Below are 14,513 nucleotides of genomic sequence, written 5' to 3'. Positions count from 1 at the left end.
AGGAGCCAATCCATGAGCTGTTGCGACACCCACCACGCAGGCCAAGGCCAAGGTGAAGCTACCGCCATCGACCCTGTCTGCGGCATGAGCGTGACGATCGAGGGTGCTACGCATATCGCCGAGCACGACGGCGCGACGCACTACTTCTGTTCGGCGCGGTGCAAGGACAAATTCGTTGTCGATCCGGAACACTATCTGTCCGGAGCGCATCTCAAGCAGGTTGAGGACGTTCCCGAAGGGACGATCTACACCTGCCCCATGCATCCCGAGATCCGGCAGGTAGGACCGGGAAGCTGCCCCATCTGCGGAATGGCGCTGGAGCCCGAGACGGTGAGCCTCGAAGATGGACCCGACCCCGAACTCGTCGACATGACCCGCCGGCTCTGGATCAGCGCGCTCTTCACCCTGCCGTTGTTCGTCTACGCGATGAGCGACATGGTGCCCGGGATCAGCTTCGACCGGCTGATCGAACCGGCACGCGCGCAATGGGCGCAGCTGGCGCTCGCCACACCAGTGGTTCTGTGGGGCGGCTGGCCTTTCTTCGAGCGCGCGTGGCAGTCGCTGAAGACCCGTAATCTCAACATGTTTACGCTGATCGGCTTCGGCGTTGCGATCGCATTCCTGTTCAGTCTCGTCGCAACGCTCCTGCCCGACATATTCCCGCCCGCCTTCCGCGATCACTCGGGGCGCGTCGGCGTCTATTACGAGGCGGCGGCGGTCATCACCACGCTCGTCCTACTTGGCCAGGTGCTTGAACTCAGGGCGCGGGGCTCGACCTCGAGCGCGCTGCGTGCACTGCTCGAACTCGCGCCGCCGACCGCGCTCAAGATCTTCGGCAGTGGCGATGAACGCGAAGTCTCCCTCGACCAATTGGCGAGCGGAGACATGCTCCGCGTCCGCCCGGGTGACAAGGTGCCGGTCGATGGCGAAGTGACCGAAGGCGCGAGCGCGATCGACGAGTCGATGATCAGCGGTGAACCATTGCCCGTGTCCAAGAAGGCCGGCGACCAGGTGATCGGCGGAACGGTCAACCAGACCTGCGGCTTCGTTATGCGCGCGGGCGCGGTCGGCAAGGACACGATGCTGTCCAAGATCGTCCAGATGGTCGCCGAGGCTCAGCGCAGCCGGGCACCGATCCAGCGTCTGGCCGATCAGGTCGCGGCCTGGTTCGTGCCTTCGGTGGTCGTGGTCGCGGTCGTTACCTTCATCGTCTGGGCAATCTGGGGGCCTTTCCCGGCGCTAGCCTATGCGCTGGTCAACGCGATCGCCGTTCTCATCATTGCCTGTCCATGCGCGCTCGGCCTCGCAACGCCGATGTCGATCATGACCGGGACCGGCAAGGGCGCCCAGCACGGCATCCTCATTCGCAACGCCGAGGCGCTGGAGACACTCGAAAAGATCGGCACGCTGGTGGTCGACAAGACGGGTACTCTCACCATGGGCAAGCCCGATCTCGTCGCCGTCACTCCCCGAGTAGGCCTCGACGAGGCCGAGTTCCTTTCCGCCGTCGCCGCGGTCGAAGCGGGGAGCGAGCATCCGCTCGCCCATGCAATAGTTGAAGGTGCCAAGGCGCGTGGCGTAGCGTTCGAGGCAGCTTCTGATTTGTCGTCGACTACCGGCGAGGGTGTCGAGGCGCGCGTGGGACCGCAGAAGGTCGCTATCGGCAACGAGAAGCTAATGCGGCGGCTCGGTATCGATGATGCGGAATGGCTCGCGTCCGCAGAAGCCGGACGCTCCCAAGGCCAGACCGTGATGTTCGTGGCCATCGATGGCGCACCGGCAGGGCTGATCGCGGTCGCCGATCCGATCAAGCCGACCAGCGCTGCGGCCATTCGGGCGCTGCACGAGCGCGGGATCGAGGTGGTCATGCTGACCGGCGACAGCCGCGCCACCGCAGAAGCCGTGGCCCGCCAGCTCGGTATCGACGAGGTCGAGGCAAACGTCTCGCCCGAGGACAAGCATCGCAAGGTCGAGGCGCTCAAGGCCGCAGGCAAGCGCGTTGCGATGGCCGGGGACGGCATCAACGACGCGCCAGCGCTGGCGGCTGCGGATGTAGGCATTGCGATGGGAACAGGCACCGACGTGGCGATCGAAAGCGCCGGTGTCACGCTGGTCCGCGGCGACCTGACCGGCGTGCTCCAGGCGATCGTGCTGTCGCGCGCCACCATGCGCAATATTCGCCAGAATCTCGTATTCGCGTTCGGTTACAATGCGCTCGGCATCCCGGTGGCGGCCGGCGTGCTGTTTCCCGCCTTCGGCCTGCTTCTCAATCCGATGATCGCGGCCGCGGCGATGAGCCTCTCGTCGGTATCGGTAATTGCCAATGCCTTGCGGCTGCGCGGGCTGAAGCTTCCGACATTGGGCGAAGGTCGGACATGATCGCGGCAACGGCAATCGGAATAGTGCTTTTCCTTGCGTCGCTGACCTTGCATCTCGCGATGTTGCGCTTGGCCAAGAAAGTGTCGCCGCCCGGACTCGCGCCGGCCGGCTTGCGACTGACGGGCGGTTCCTTGCTCGTCCTTATCAGCCACATGCTGGTAGCTGTCGTATTCGCAGTCGGCTTCGCATCGGCAGCCTCGCTCGGACTTGGCGGGTTCGCCAAGGAACAGGCCATGTCGGCGATGGATTACTATTACTTCGCCCTGATCACCGTCACGACGGTGGGTCTGGGCGATATCTATCCGACCGATCACCTCAGGGTGATTGCGGGCATTGCGTCGCTAACGGGTTTTATCCTCATCAGCTGCACTGCCCAGTACGTATACAAGACGATGAGCCAACAGGAGGTTTGAATGGCCGACAACCAAAACGCGGATCACCAGCTGCACGGTGGTGGAAGCAACTACTGGCGCTTCATGGCGATGGTAGCGACCTCTACCGCGATCATGTTCGGCCTGATGTACTTGAATACCTATGAGCTCGATCACGTGTTCTGGAGCGAGACGCGATTCTGGATGACGTTCGTTATGGGCGGCATGATGATGATCGTCATGCTTCTCTTCATGTGGGGCATGTACAAGGACAAGACCAAGAACTTCGTCATCCTGGGCGTAGGCGCGCTGGTCTTTGCGGTGGCGCTATGGCTTGTCCGCAGCCAGGCGACCGTCAACGACGAAGAATACATGTCGGCGATGATCCCGCACCATTCGATCGCAATCATGACGAGCGCGCGGGCCGAGATCACCGATCCGCGTGTTCGCAAGCTGGCGGACTCGATCATCGAGGCTCAGGTCAAAGAAATTGCAGAGATGAAGTTGCTGATCGAAGACATCGAAAGGAACGGTGAGATGGGCGACGGCACGCCACTCACCGCGCGGACGACCGATCTCACACCAGAGTTATTGCAGGAAGCCAAACAGGCGGTCGAGCGTCCTATCAGGCCGGAGGTGCGCGACGAGGTTACGGTGGGCGAATAGAAGCTTCGAGAAGGTTTATCCCGCAATTTGCGAAAACGTGAATTTGCGGGATAAACACGTGATCGGACTGCTGTGCGGAGATGGTTCGCTGACCGTTCTTGCTGACTTGCAATGACGATATCAAAGCGGGATTAGTGCTAACGCTGAGTCCTGAAAAAGGCATCGAACCAATGCATTAGACGGTTTTTGAGGGCCTTTTGAGGGCTTTTTGCCGAAGCCCAAATTCCTAACTGTCGGATAACACGCGGAAAAGTTGCTAGAATGTGATGCCTCTTCTGGGCACCATCTACCCTTCTCAGGACGTCCCAAAATGTCTCAGAAGTGGCTGTTTTCCGGCACTTTTTCGTGGTATAGGTTTCTCACTGAAAACCGCTAGAAACCATCACTAACCATCAACTTGATGGTCGATTTGATGGTCTCGACGGAGGTGATTGAGGAGAGACCATCATGGCGTTGTCAGCGGTTGCGATCAAAGCCGCCAAGAGTCGCGAGAAGCCCTACAAGCTCGCCGACCGCGACGGCCTTTATCTCGTGGTTTGGCCTACCGGCGCCCGCAGTTGGAAAATGAACTACCGCTATCTGGGCAAGCAGAAGACGCTCACGTTCGGACAATGGCCAGTGGTGGGACTCGCCGATGCACGCAAGAGGTGCGACGCGGCCCGTGAGGTGCTCGCTCGTGGAGAAGACCCAGGTGAGCAGGCGAAGCTTGAACGGATCGCCGCAAGCGTCGCCTCCGCGAGCAGCTTCGAGGCGGTAGCCGACGAATATCTCGCAAAGATCGAGAAGGAGGGCCGCTCTCCTGTTACCATGAAGAAGAAGCGATGGCTGATTGGCTTCATCGACAAGTCGATGGGCAAGCGACCGATCAGCGCCATTTCGGCTCCAGAGCTGCTGCTCACCCTTCGCAAGATGGAGAAGAAGGGGAAGTATGAAACGGCACGACGGCTCCGGAGCACATGCAGCCAGATCTTCCGATATGCAATCGCCACCGGGCGCGCGGAACGGGACGTGACCGTCGACCTGCGAGGGGCGCTGATTGTTCCGAAGACGACCCACCGACCGGCGATTACCGATCCTTCAGAAGTTGGCGGTTTGCTGCGTGCGATTGCTTCGTTCGATGGCCATCCCACCACGAAGGTTGCGCTTCAATTGATCCCGCATGTCTTCGTTCGGCCCGGAGAATTGCGCCACGCGGAATGGGCCGAGTTCGACATTGACGGCAAGGTATGGACGATTCCCGCCGAGAAAACGAAGATGCGCCGTCCGCATGCGATCCCTCTATCGCGCCAGGCGCTGGAAATCATCGCACTGGTCGAACACGATGCCGCCTACAGCCGCTACCTGTTTCCCTCGCTCCGCTCCGTCCAACGACCCATGTCGGAAAACACCGTGAACGCCGCCCTGCGCCGGATGGGGTATGCCCAAGACGAGATGACCGGCCACGGCTTCCGCGCAATGGCGGCGACGCTCTTGAACGAAATGGGTTTATGGAACCCCGACGCGATCGAGCGGCAACTCGCGCACCAGGACAGCAATGCCGTTCGTCGCGCTTACGCACGCGGAGAGTTTTGGGACGAGCGTGTCCGCATGATGCAGCACTGGTCAGATTATCTCGATCAGCTGCGCGATGGAGCGACGGTTTTGAAAGGCGACTTCGGTCAGCGAGCAACGATTTCAAGCTAGGCGATCAAGCTCTTCGGTATCGTAGCCCATTGGGTCGGCGATCCAGCGTCTCACCTCGGACTCCCGCCACCCCGTACCTCGGGCGCTTATCGGGATCTGGCGAGGAAACGTGCCCTCGTCGATCTTGCGGTATAGCGTCGAACGGGTGAGTCCGGTTTGGTCCAGAACGGTTTTGAGTCGGATAATACGATCAGGGTTCGACATGGGATGCCCTTCCACTTCCTGCGAGTTGGCGGCGCTCCCTGAAATCAAATGAGCAGACCGAACGCGAAGCGCAAGACGCGTTTTGCTGTCATCGCAGTCATGCGCAGGCGCGGCGGTAGATGCTGATCCCGAGCGTGTTCGTGGCGATGTGTGTCGCCTCGAAGCGGCTGCAGGCGCGTCTGGGCGCCCCGTTTCGCGGCCTCAGAGAGTCAGAGTGCAGCGGCTGTCGCCGTGACGGTTCGAGTGTCGGGAGAGAGGCTCCCGGCCGGATCGTCGCGGAGAAAAGTCATGACACAAGCCCAAGTTCTCGACGCGAGCCCCGAGCGGAGCGGCGGCTACAGAGTGGATGTGGGCCGCGGCCAGCGGATCGGTCGGGTCTCGTCCGAGTGGTTCAGTCGCCCCGCGGATCAGCGCTTCACGTCGCTCGACGAGTTGATGACGGCGGTGAAGGGCCGTGCCGAGCGCAGCCGGACGCGGACGGTGGAGAGCGCGGCGATCCGGGTCGAAGCCCATCGCGACGATCCCGAACGGCTGGCGCTGGTCCTTCCCGATGCGGACAAGCCGCTGGCACCGACCCATTGGAGCTTCGGCCAGCTCGCCAGCCTGGTCGGCGCGCCTGCGGCCTATATGCGCCAGCTTCCCGCACCGCTCGCCGCGATCAACCTGCAATATGGGCTCACCAGTCACCGCGCCGAGCAGGTCAAGACACTGGAGACTGAGGATGGCCGCACCGAACTGCGCGCTGTTACCGGTCCCGATTACGGTCGTATCTACGATCACGAACTCGTCGCGGCTGTTCAGCGGATCGCAGGCAACGGCACTGGCGATACACGCTGGAAGGTGCCGGGCGTGCTCGACTGGTCGACCGGCGTCTACAATCCGATGGTCGATATCACGTCCGACACGACCACGCTCTATGCCTCGGATCGCGACGTCTTCTTGTTCCTTGTCGACGACACGAACCCGATCGAGGCTGGCAAGCTGCCCGACGGATCGCCCGATCTGTTTTTCCGAGGCTTCTATTGCTGGAACAGCGAGGTGGGCGCGAAGACGCTCGGCATCGCGAGCTTCTACCTTCGCGCGGTCTGCCAGAACCGCAATCTCTGGGGCGTGGAGGACTTCCAGGAGATCAGCATCCGGCATTCCAAATATGCCGCCAACCGCTTCGCGCACGAGGCGGCGCCGGCGTTGACCCGGTTCGCCGACAGCTCGCCTCAGCCTTTTCTGAACGGCATCCGGGCCGCGCGCGAACGCATTGTGGCGCGCTCTGACGAGGACCGCACCGACTTCCTGAGGAAGCGCGGCTTCGGAAAGGCGGAGACGGCAAAGATCGTCGAGACGGTGCTCGCCGAGGAAGGCCGGCCGCCGGAGTCCGTGTTCGACTTCGTGCAGGGCATCACCGCCTATGCGCGCAACAAGCGACAACAGGACGCACGGCTCGACCTCGAGACCCGCGCCAAGAAGTTGCTGGAGAAGGTCTGAGAAAGGGTGGGGAGCGGACTGTCTGGAATTTGGCCGCCGGAGGCAAAAGCTGCCGTTCGCCATCGTTGACTTACCTGTTCTGCGATGCACGATCATGTTTTTGCGGAGCAAGGATTCGTGCTCTTAGGTATGCGTCCAGATTCCGATCGGGATCGTCAGCAAAGCGGTCGCCCGTTTCTTCCAGTGCGTTTATCCGGTCGAGACGAAAGGCGCGAAAGTCGTCGCGCAACTCACACCAGCCTGCAAACAGCCAGCCTTCAGTGAACGCCCAAATGGCAAGCGGCCTGACCCGGCGGTTCGAAAGGCTTCCCTCCCCGTTCTCATAGTGCAAATGCAAAGTGGTCCGCCGACGGATCGCCCGGCGAACGACCTTCATTATGGGATTGGCAGGACCGTCCCGCCTGCTTGCGAACAACGGCGCTCTTTCAAGTTTGCGCGCGTCTGGATCGGGCAGGGACGCCTGAATTTTTGCGCGAACTTCTCGCGCGGCTTCTGCCAGCGAGCTATCGCCCGCCACTTCCACGAACGACAGGCCGACTGCAAGCGCATCCAGCTGTTCGAAAGTGAAAGTCATCGCCGGAAGGTCAAATCCGGGCCGCAACAGATAGCCGACGCCTGCCTCCCCTTCGATAGGCAATCCTGATGCCTGCAGGTGCGCGATGTCGCGATAGATGGTGCGCACGCTAATCTCGAAATAGTCCGCAAGATCTTCGGCAAGGCAAACGCCTCGAGCGCGGAGTTCACTAACCAGTCTGAATAGACGTTCGGCACGGCGCATCGGGCACTCCTGACACAAGGCTGTCAGGAGCGCTACTTTAAACACAAGCGCACCAACCGACAGGAGACTGCGATGTCGATCCCGACAATCCTTGATCGCTTTCCGACGCCACCCTGCGCTAAATTGCTGGGCCTCGACATTTTGGAAGCGGAGCGCGACGGCGGGAGGGTGAAAATCGCCTTCACCGCCAAGCCGGAATTCCGCAACGCCGCAGGCAATGTGCAAGGCGGCTTTCTATCGGCCATGCTCGACGATTGTATGGGCCCTGCGGTGTTGATCGCCACCGATGCGCGGATATACCCATCGACGATCGACCTGAACGTGCAGTATTTGGCGCCGGCCAAGCCAGGAAGGCTGATCGGCAAAGCCCGTGTCGTCCAATTGGGAAAGACTATTGGTTTTGTTGAAGCCGAGTTGGCCGATGCGGATGGCAAGACCCTGGCGCGCGCAACCGCAAGCCTCAGACTTTCCGCTATCCAAAAGGCTGTGGCCTGACCCTTAGCTCTCGATCCTTCGCAATGCAGTGAATTTGGGCTCGCCGGCCAGAAACGTCATGAGAATATTGAGGTCTCCGCGTTCAACGCGCCATGCCATGTAAGCCCTTTGAGCCTCCGCCGACTCCCAGACTTCATAGAAGAACACCTGGTCAGAACGGGCTTCGTCAATGAGGATGTCGAATTCGATGTTGCCCGCCGCCGATCTGCTGAGCGCCAGATTTTCCGTGGTATACTGGAGAAATTCATCCCGCTTTTCCGACTTGATTGGGAACTCAGCCAGCATCACCCGTCTGTCGTTGAACTGCGTTGTCATTTTTGCCTCCGTCTTGTTGGGAAGGCATAGTGCACCAGTGCTGCTGACAGCATTATGTCAGTAGCGAATGACGACTACGAAAATTTTCAGGGTTTATGGCGAACGTCTAAGACCAACGTCGGAAGCAGTCACCGCTACTCTGCTTCCTTGCGCCTGATTGCAGCGCAGCCCTCAAAGAGTGAGAGGGCGGCGCTGTCGCTTCGTGACGGTTTGAGATCGGGAGAGAGGCTCCCGGCCGGCCCGTCATGGAGAAGACCCATGACCAAGTCAGTCAAGACCATCGCGCTCAGCCCCTCGCGGGACATTCCGTTCGACACGCTGGTGCTGAGCCAGGCCAATGTCCGCCACGTCAAGGCGGGCGTCTCGATCGAGGAGCTTGCCGAGGACATCGCCCGGCGTACGCTGCTCGCGAGCATCACCGTGCGCGCCGTCACCGATGCGGACGGCAAGGAGACCGGCATGTTCGAGGTGCCGGCGGGCGGGCGCCGCTATCGCGCGCTCGAACTGCTGGTGAAGCAGAAGCGGCTGCCCAAGACCGCGCCCGTACCCTGCATCGTGCGCGAAGGCGGGTATGCCGAAGAGGACAGTCTCGCGGAGAACATCCAGCGCGCTCCCTTGCATCCGCTCGACCAGTTCCGCGCCTTCCAGGCGCTGCGCGAGAAGGGCATGAGCGAGGAGGAGATCGCTGCCGCGTTCTTCGTCTCGGCCAATGTGGTCAAGCAGCGGCTGAAGCTCGCGAGCGTCGGCGAAGCCCTGCTCGATGCGTTCGCCGAAGACGCGATGACGCTCGATCAGCTGATGGCGTTCACCGTCAATCCCGACCATGAGCGGCAGGCGCAGGTCTGGGACGCGGTGCGCGGCAGCTACAACGATCAGCCCTATCAGATCCGCCGCATGCTGACCGAGCATTCGGTGCGGGCGTCGGACAAGCGCGCGCTGTTCATTGGCATGGATGCCTATGTCGAAGCGGGCGGTGCGGTCATGCGCGACCTGTTCGAGAGCGACGATGGCGGCTGGCTCGAGCATGTCGGGCTGGTCGAGATGCTCGTTACCGAGAAGCTCAGCGAGCAAGCCGAAGCCATCCGCGCCGAGGGCTGGAAGTGGATCGAGGTCGGCCTCGATTTCCCCTACGGCCATACTTACGGGCTGCGGCGCATTTCGGGCGAGCGGCCCGAGCTGACCGAAGAGGAGCAGGCGACGCGCGATGCATTGCAGGCCGAGCTCGAAACGCTCGAAGCCGAATATGCCGATGCGCCCGAACTGCCCGACGAGGTCGACGAACGGCTCGGCGAGATCGAGACCGCCATCGATGCGATCGACGATCGGCCGGTGCGCTACGACGAGGACGACATCGCCCGGGCGGGCGTGTTCGTCAGCGTCGATCATGCCGGGCGGCTGCGGGTGGATCGCGGTTATGTCCGGCCCGAGGACGAGGAGAAGGTCGAGCCTGAGGATGACGGTGAGATCGATGCTGTGTGGTCGAAGGCCAGCACTGCCAACAGTCAGCGCCAGTCCGAGGACTTTTCGGGTGGCGAGGATGAGGACGACACTCTGCATCCAATACCCGACCGGCTCGTCACCGAACTCACCGCGCATCGCACGGTCGCGCTGCGGCTCGCGGTCGGCGGCAGCTACGGGACGGCGTTCTGCGCCTGCCTCCACGCGCTGGCGCTCAAGCTGTTCTACAGCTACGCGCCCGACAGCTGCCTCGAACTCGATGCCAAATGCGTGTTCTTCGGCAGCCAAGCGCCGGGTCTCGGCGAAACGCCCTACGCCGAGGCGCTGACCGAACGGCACGAGGCGTTCGCGGGCGCGCTGCCCGACGACAGCGAGCAACTGTGGGACGCGATCCTCGCCATGCCGGTGAAGCTCCGGAACGCACTGTTCGCGCATTGCGTAGCGATGACGGTCAACGCCGCGGTCGAGGCCTACAACCGCAGGCCGCGTGCGCTCGCCCACGCCGAGCGGCTCGCGACCGATATCGGGCTCGACATGGTCGATGCGGGCTGGACGACCACTGCCGAGAATTATCTCGGCAAGGTCACCAAGGCACGGATCGTCGCGGCGGTGCGCGAGGCGAAGGGCGAGGAAGCCGCCGAGGGTATCGAAGGCCTGAAGAAGGATGCCCAGGCCGAACGCGCCGAGGAACTGATCGCGGACACCGGTTGGCTGCCCGAGCCGCTGCGCACCGCGCCGGTCGCGTCCGAGTTGGACGATACCGACGAGCAAACCGCCGATGAGGCCGAGAGCGAAGTGCAATCGGCGGAGGACGACGGCACAGGGTCCGTGGCGGATGACGAGCCATTGGGCGATGATGAGGCGGTCGAGGGCGATACCCCCTACGCCGTCGCCGCCGAGTAGGTTCCCGCTCCCCGGACCTGCTCACTTCGAGGGTCCGACGCCCCCAAGCGTCGGACCCTCTTTCCGTCTGAAGGAGGATGCGATGCACCAGGCATCCGACCTCGCGCGCCAGCTTGCGCGCAACGCCGAAAGCGTCTGCCGCCATTATCTGCCGGAGGGTCGCCGTCAGGGCCGCTACTGGCTGATCGGCGATGTCGAAGGCACGCCGGGCCGCAGCATGTTCGTGCGGCTGACCGGCCCCGAATCCGGCAAAGGCGCTACAGGCAAATGGACCGACGCCGCCACCGGCGAGCATGGCGACCTGCTCGATATGATCGCCGCGAACAGACGGCTCGGCTCGCTTGCCGAGACGCTCGAAGAGGCGCGGCACTTCTTGTCGCTTCCCGTTCCCGAACCATCCGACACCGCGCGGCGCACGCCCGCACCGACCGGCTCGCCTGAGGCAGCACGGCGGTTGTGGGCGATTTCGCGGCCGATCCACGGCACGCTGGCTGAGACCTATTTGCGCAATCGTGGCATCGTCGATTTGCGCAACTGCGGGTGCCTCCGCTTCCATCCCAATTGCTGGTATCGCGCCGACCGGGACGATCCGCCCGATACGCCCGAAGCGTTTCCAGCATTGATAGCAGCGGTGCGCGACAATGACGGCACGCTGACCGGCCTGCACCGCACCTGGCTCGATCCGTTCGGCACATCGAAGGCAAACATCGCGACACCGCGCCGCGCGATGGGCGATCTGCTGGGGCACGGCGTGCGGTTCGGATCACCGGGCGCAACCATGATCGCCGGCGAAGGGATCGAGACGATGATCTCGCTGCGGCAGATTCTGCCCGTCATGCCGATGATTGCAGCGTCATCGGCTGCCCACCTCACTGCGGTCGCGTTTCCGCCGATGCTGCGCCGCCTTTACATCGCCCGCGAGAACGATTCCGCCGGTCACGGTGCATACGACGACCTTGAGTCGCGAGCGCAAGAAGCCGGGATCGACGCGCTCCCGCTCGATGCCAAGCTGGGCGATTTCAACGACGACCTCCGCCAGCTTGGGCTTGATGCCATGCGGGCAGATATCCGGGTCCAGCTAACGCCTGAAGATGCCGAAATGTTCATCGGTCGATGACCGGAATGAGGAATGGGTGGATGTCCGAGTCCCTGTCAGGACAGCTCCTAATCGCCAGAGCCGCGCCCCGGCCTTCCAGAGCGGGCGAGAGAACCGGAGCCGGCCCGGTCCGGCAACGGCTGCGCGCAACTTTCTTCCCCGCCGCTGCGCGGCTCCTCGCGCGACAAGAAAGCCGCGCTTCGCCGTCCTCCGCTGCGCTGCGGCCCCTTGGGTGCCAGACCGCTCCGCCCCCGCTCCCGGCTCGCCCGTGAAGGCCGCGAGAGGCGCGGTCTTCGAGAAACGGAGCAACCACCATGACCGATCGCGACGACCCAGCCGACCAATCGCAAACCGCCCATATCCTCAATGAGCTCCAGCTCTACGGCCACCATCCCTATGAGGACGAGCCCGATCCCCGGCCGCTGCCCGAAGGCGACCGCGTTGCCGGGGCCATCGCCGATATCTTCGATGCGCTCATCGGCACACTCGTCGAAACCCGGCTCGAACCCGATTTGGGCGACCTTCTCTGGTCCACGGTCAATCTGTTCCATCGCTCGGCCGAACGGGTCGAGCGCGAGCTCGACGACAACGAACAGGCGCAGCGCCGCTCGCAACGCGAACAGGACGGCTCCGAGGTCGCCTCGGTCGAACTGGAAAATCTGATCGCCCAGGGGCTGACGCTGATCGAACGGCGCGACGCGCACGAACTCATGCGCGATGTCGCGTCCGATCTCTACCGCACCCACACCGGATCAACCTGGCGTCCTCGCCACGGCAGTCTCGTCAACCGCCGCGCGCTGACCGCCGCGGTCGTCGACAGCCGCGACTTCATCGCCGCCCGCCGCCGCTCCGAAACCGAGGTCATGGTGCCCGCCGGAACCAAGGTCGCGTTCACCGGCGGCAAGGACTGCAACGATACCGATGCGATCTTCGCCGCGCTAGACCGCGTGCATGCAAAGCATCCCGACATGGTGTTGCTCCACGGCGGAGCGCCGTCCGGCGCCGAACGCATCGCTGCCTGCTGGGCCGACAACCGCAAGGTCTGCCAGGTTGCGTTCAAACCCGACTGGAACCGCCACGGCAAGGCCGCGCCGTTCCGCCGCAACGATGCGCTGCTCGAAGTGCTGCCGATCGGTGTCGTGATGTTCCCCGGCACCGGCATCCAGGACAACCTCGCCGACAAGGCACGGAAGCTCGGCATCCCGCTGTTCGATTTTCGCAAGCGCGGCGAGTGAGCGCCGCCACTTCACGAGCGGTCAGCAGCGCTTTTGGCTAGCCAGCGTCACCCTCCCGAGAAAATCAGTCGAAGAGGCGCGAGCGCGCGTCTGGCCCATCTTCCGTTTCGATCATCGCTGCAAAATCCCGATCTGTGAGCCGCCGCAATGTCGAGGATGCGATGAACTGACTTGCGAGAGCAAGATCGATCATTGCCAACCTTGTGAGATCGGCTCGCTTATAGCGCGACCCGACGTAGGGCGGGAGTTTGGCGACTAGTTGTTCGATCAGCGGATCATCACGGTGTGGCTTCAGCGATGCCAAGAGTTTCGCGCTCTCAACGTTATTGTGACCAATGGCTTTCAGCTCTTTCTCGGTCACTCCGAGATGAGCGAGCGCCGCCTTGAGCGACAATTCGACGGTCATACAGATCGACTGGGTAAGGGCCGCGAGATCGAAACCGCCGATTATACTGTTGGTTGTCACTTCGAGGTGGGACAACGCCAAGGTCCACATCTCGATCGCATCAGGCGAAGAATGCGTCACTTCATCACGACCGTAGGTGAGATCGAAAATGTCGGCGAATGAAAACGCGGACTTGAGCGCGATGTCCTGATCCTGGCGGCACCAGTTTGCAAATTCAGCATGGCTGCTGAAACCCAGGCCTTCGTGAATAGACACGGTGCAGGTTCCGAAAACGACCGGCACGGTGACCTTGCGAACCTGATCCACCGAGGCGACGAGACCGGTTCCCATGCCCGGCCAGGTCTTCTCAGCGCCGGGGAATAGCCGGGCGTAGTTGGCTAGGACTTCGTCGACCTGCGGATTGCCGCCGACTCCGATCACATATTCGGGGCCCAGGATTTCCATCGCTACGTGATGCGCTCGAGCGTGCTGGGCGACGCCCTTCTTCGCAAGTTCGAGGTCAAGGCGATAGATATCTTCGTCGGTCCAAGTAGCCATGCCTATCGCTTTAGCGGATCAAGAGCTTGTTCCAAACCGTTCCGTAGCTCGCGATCTGTCCTCGCGCGGCGACATAAGCGGCTCTGACACGCTTGCGGCGACCACCCCGCTCTCCCTGGCTTACTCCTACCCTCCGCATGGCCTTGTGACGATCAACCCGCAGGGGGTCCGCTAAGCGAAGCTTGCGGCCTCCAGCTTTGCTTGTCGGTGATCGCGGCCCCGCGATGGCCGCCCGTGCGCCTGTCGAGCGGGGACGGTCCCCGCTCCGAAGCAGGAGCAGTCCCATGTCGCTTTCCACCGCCCAGAGATACGCCTGGAGCCTCGCCCAGACGCTGATGACCTGCGTCGTTCTCGTCCACACCAGCGACGGCTACGCGGTCATGACCGATGCCGACTACGATGGCGATCCGAGCCTGATCGTTCACGTTTACGATCCGTTTTGAGTACGCCCGGCTGACCTTGCCACAACCCGGATCGGCAAGGATGCTCACAGCCGATCTTCGTC

At 62.5% G+C, this 14,513-nt stretch carries 14 protein-coding genes; 10 read left to right on the top strand and 4 right to left on the bottom strand.

What is annotated here, in order from left to right; translation table 11 throughout:
• Nucleotides 1–12 precede the first annotated feature (12 nt).
• From K3174_RS05850 to K3174_RS05835, 4 genes are all read left to right on the top strand, one after another.
• Nucleotides 13–2,379, top strand: a complete 2,367-nt coding sequence (locus tag K3174_RS05850) for a heavy metal translocating P-type ATPase (protein ID WP_221556732.1) — start codon at nt 13–15, stop codon at nt 2,377–2,379.
• A 59-nt stretch (nt 2,380–2,438) separates the two neighbouring features.
• Nucleotides 2,439–2,792, top strand: a complete 354-nt coding sequence (locus K3174_RS05845; RefSeq protein ID WP_247711975.1) for a potassium channel family protein — start codon at nt 2,439–2,441, stop codon at nt 2,790–2,792.
• Nucleotides 2,793–3,416, top strand: coding sequence for a DUF305 domain-containing protein (locus tag K3174_RS05840; protein ID WP_221556728.1), 624 nt, complete (start codon nt 2,793–2,795; stop codon nt 3,414–3,416).
• A 447-nt stretch (nt 3,417–3,863) separates the two neighbouring features.
• Nucleotides 3,864–5,099, top strand: a complete 1,236-nt coding sequence (locus tag K3174_RS05835) for a tyrosine-type recombinase/integrase (protein WP_221556726.1) — start codon at nt 3,864–3,866, stop codon at nt 5,097–5,099.
• Here K3174_RS05835 and K3174_RS05830 read toward each other — a convergent pair.
• Nucleotides 5,091–5,303 (bottom strand): helix-turn-helix transcriptional regulator, encoded by a 213-nt coding sequence (locus K3174_RS05830; RefSeq protein WP_221556724.1) that lies wholly within the window; start codon nt 5,301–5,303, stop codon nt 5,091–5,093. The genes K3174_RS05835 and K3174_RS05830 overlap by 9 nt on opposite strands.
• A 288-nt stretch (nt 5,304–5,591) precedes the next feature.
• On the opposite strand from K3174_RS05830, the gene K3174_RS05825 reads away from it, so the two are divergent.
• Nucleotides 5,592–6,785 carry a DUF932 domain-containing protein gene (locus tag K3174_RS05825; protein WP_221556722.1) on the top strand — a complete coding sequence of 398 codons (1,194 nt, stop codon included), beginning with the start codon at nt 5,592–5,594 and terminating at the stop codon, nt 6,783–6,785.
• Between the two features lie 70 nt (nt 6,786–6,855).
• Here K3174_RS05825 and K3174_RS05820 read toward each other — a convergent pair whose 3' ends face one another.
• Nucleotides 6,856–7,563: a helix-turn-helix transcriptional regulator gene (locus K3174_RS05820; RefSeq protein WP_221556720.1), complete on the bottom strand. Its 708-nt coding sequence runs from the start codon at nt 7,561–7,563 to the stop codon at nt 6,856–6,858.
• 72 nt (nt 7,564–7,635) lie between these two features.
• Between K3174_RS05820 and K3174_RS05815 the strand changes: the two genes are divergently transcribed.
• The gene (locus K3174_RS05815; RefSeq protein WP_221556718.1) at nt 7,636–8,058 is read left to right on the top strand and encodes a PaaI family thioesterase; all 423 of its coding nucleotides are present in this window, start codon (nt 7,636–7,638) and stop codon (nt 8,056–8,058) included.
• Between the two features lie 3 nt (nt 8,059–8,061).
• Here the strand turns inward: K3174_RS05815 and K3174_RS05810 are convergent, their stop codons facing one another.
• Nucleotides 8,062–8,373, bottom strand: coding sequence for a putative quinol monooxygenase (locus K3174_RS05810; RefSeq protein ID WP_221556716.1), 312 nt, complete (start codon nt 8,371–8,373; stop codon nt 8,062–8,064).
• Nucleotides 8,374–8,631: 258 nt separating this feature from the next.
• Here K3174_RS05810 and K3174_RS05805 point away from each other — a divergent pair, with 258 nt between their 5' ends.
• The 3 genes from K3174_RS05805 to K3174_RS05795 all read left to right on the top strand — a co-directional run bounded on the left by K3174_RS05805 (nt 8,632) and on the right by K3174_RS05795 (nt 13,065).
• Nucleotides 8,632–10,734 (top strand): ParB/RepB/Spo0J family partition protein, encoded by a 2,103-nt coding sequence (locus K3174_RS05805; RefSeq protein ID WP_221556714.1) that lies wholly within the window; start codon nt 8,632–8,634, stop codon nt 10,732–10,734.
• An 82-nt stretch (nt 10,735–10,816) separates the two neighbouring features.
• Nucleotides 10,817–11,851, top strand: coding sequence for a DUF7146 domain-containing protein (locus K3174_RS05800; RefSeq protein ID WP_221556712.1), 1,035 nt, complete (start codon nt 10,817–10,819; stop codon nt 11,849–11,851).
• Between the two features lie 293 nt (nt 11,852–12,144).
• Entirely contained in the window at nt 12,145–13,065 is a 921-nt protein-coding gene (locus K3174_RS05795; RefSeq protein WP_221556710.1) for a DUF2493 domain-containing protein, read from the top strand.
• Between the two features lie 64 nt (nt 13,066–13,129).
• Here K3174_RS05795 and K3174_RS05790 read toward each other — a convergent pair whose 3' ends face one another.
• Nucleotides 13,130–14,008, bottom strand: a complete 879-nt coding sequence (locus K3174_RS05790; RefSeq protein WP_221556708.1) for a hypothetical protein — start codon at nt 14,006–14,008, stop codon at nt 13,130–13,132.
• A 284-nt stretch (nt 14,009–14,292) separates the two neighbouring features.
• On the opposite strand from K3174_RS05790, the gene K3174_RS05785 reads away from it, so the two are divergent.
• Nucleotides 14,293–14,451, top strand: a complete 159-nt coding sequence (locus K3174_RS05785) for a hypothetical protein (RefSeq protein WP_221556706.1) — start codon at nt 14,293–14,295, stop codon at nt 14,449–14,451.
• The last annotated feature ends 62 nt before the right edge of the window (nt 14,452–14,513 follow it).

It is taken from the genome of Qipengyuania qiaonensis, from assembly GCF_019711515.1.
Lineage (GTDB): Bacteria > Pseudomonadota > Alphaproteobacteria > Sphingomonadales > Sphingomonadaceae > Qipengyuania > Qipengyuania qiaonensis.
The sequence above is the reverse complement of the archived record's forward strand: the minus strand, read 5'-3'. Positions and strand labels throughout refer to the sequence as shown.

What these genes read in the sequence shown, in the direction of transcription:
- K3174_RS05790 (WP_221556708.1), bottom strand. Translation starts at nt 14,008, where the DNA reads ATGGCTACTTGGACCGACGAAGATATCTATCGCCTTGACCTCGAACTT.
- K3174_RS05845 (WP_247711975.1), top strand. Translation starts at nt 2,439, where the DNA reads ATGTTGCGCTTGGCCAAGAAAGTGTCGCCGCCCGGACTCGCGCCGGCC.
- K3174_RS05800 (WP_221556712.1), top strand. Translation starts at nt 10,817, where the DNA reads ATGCACCAGGCATCCGACCTCGCGCGCCAGCTTGCGCGCAACGCCGAA.
- K3174_RS05825 (WP_221556722.1), top strand. Translation starts at nt 5,592, where the DNA reads ATGACACAAGCCCAAGTTCTCGACGCGAGCCCCGAGCGGAGCGGCGGC.
- K3174_RS05810 (WP_221556716.1), bottom strand. Translation starts at nt 8,373, where the DNA reads ATGACAACGCAGTTCAACGACAGACGGGTGATGCTGGCTGAGTTCCCA.
- K3174_RS05795 (WP_221556710.1), top strand. Translation starts at nt 12,145, where the DNA reads ATGACCGATCGCGACGACCCAGCCGACCAATCGCAAACCGCCCATATC.
- K3174_RS05840 (WP_221556728.1), top strand. Translation starts at nt 2,793, where the DNA reads ATGGCCGACAACCAAAACGCGGATCACCAGCTGCACGGTGGTGGAAGC.
- K3174_RS05805 (WP_221556714.1), top strand. Translation starts at nt 8,632, where the DNA reads ATGACCAAGTCAGTCAAGACCATCGCGCTCAGCCCCTCGCGGGACATT.
- K3174_RS05835 (WP_221556726.1), top strand. Translation starts at nt 3,864, where the DNA reads ATGGCGTTGTCAGCGGTTGCGATCAAAGCCGCCAAGAGTCGCGAGAAG.
- K3174_RS05820 (WP_221556720.1), bottom strand. Translation starts at nt 7,563, where the DNA reads ATGCGCCGTGCCGAACGTCTATTCAGACTGGTTAGTGAACTCCGCGCT.
- K3174_RS05830 (WP_221556724.1), bottom strand. Translation starts at nt 5,303, where the DNA reads ATGTCGAACCCTGATCGTATTATCCGACTCAAAACCGTTCTGGACCAA.
- K3174_RS05850 (WP_221556732.1), top strand. Translation starts at nt 13, where the DNA reads ATGAGCTGTTGCGACACCCACCACGCAGGCCAAGGCCAAGGTGAAGCT.
- K3174_RS05785 (WP_221556706.1), top strand. Translation starts at nt 14,293, where the DNA reads ATGTCGCTTTCCACCGCCCAGAGATACGCCTGGAGCCTCGCCCAGACG.
- K3174_RS05815 (WP_221556718.1), top strand. Translation starts at nt 7,636, where the DNA reads ATGTCGATCCCGACAATCCTTGATCGCTTTCCGACGCCACCCTGCGCT.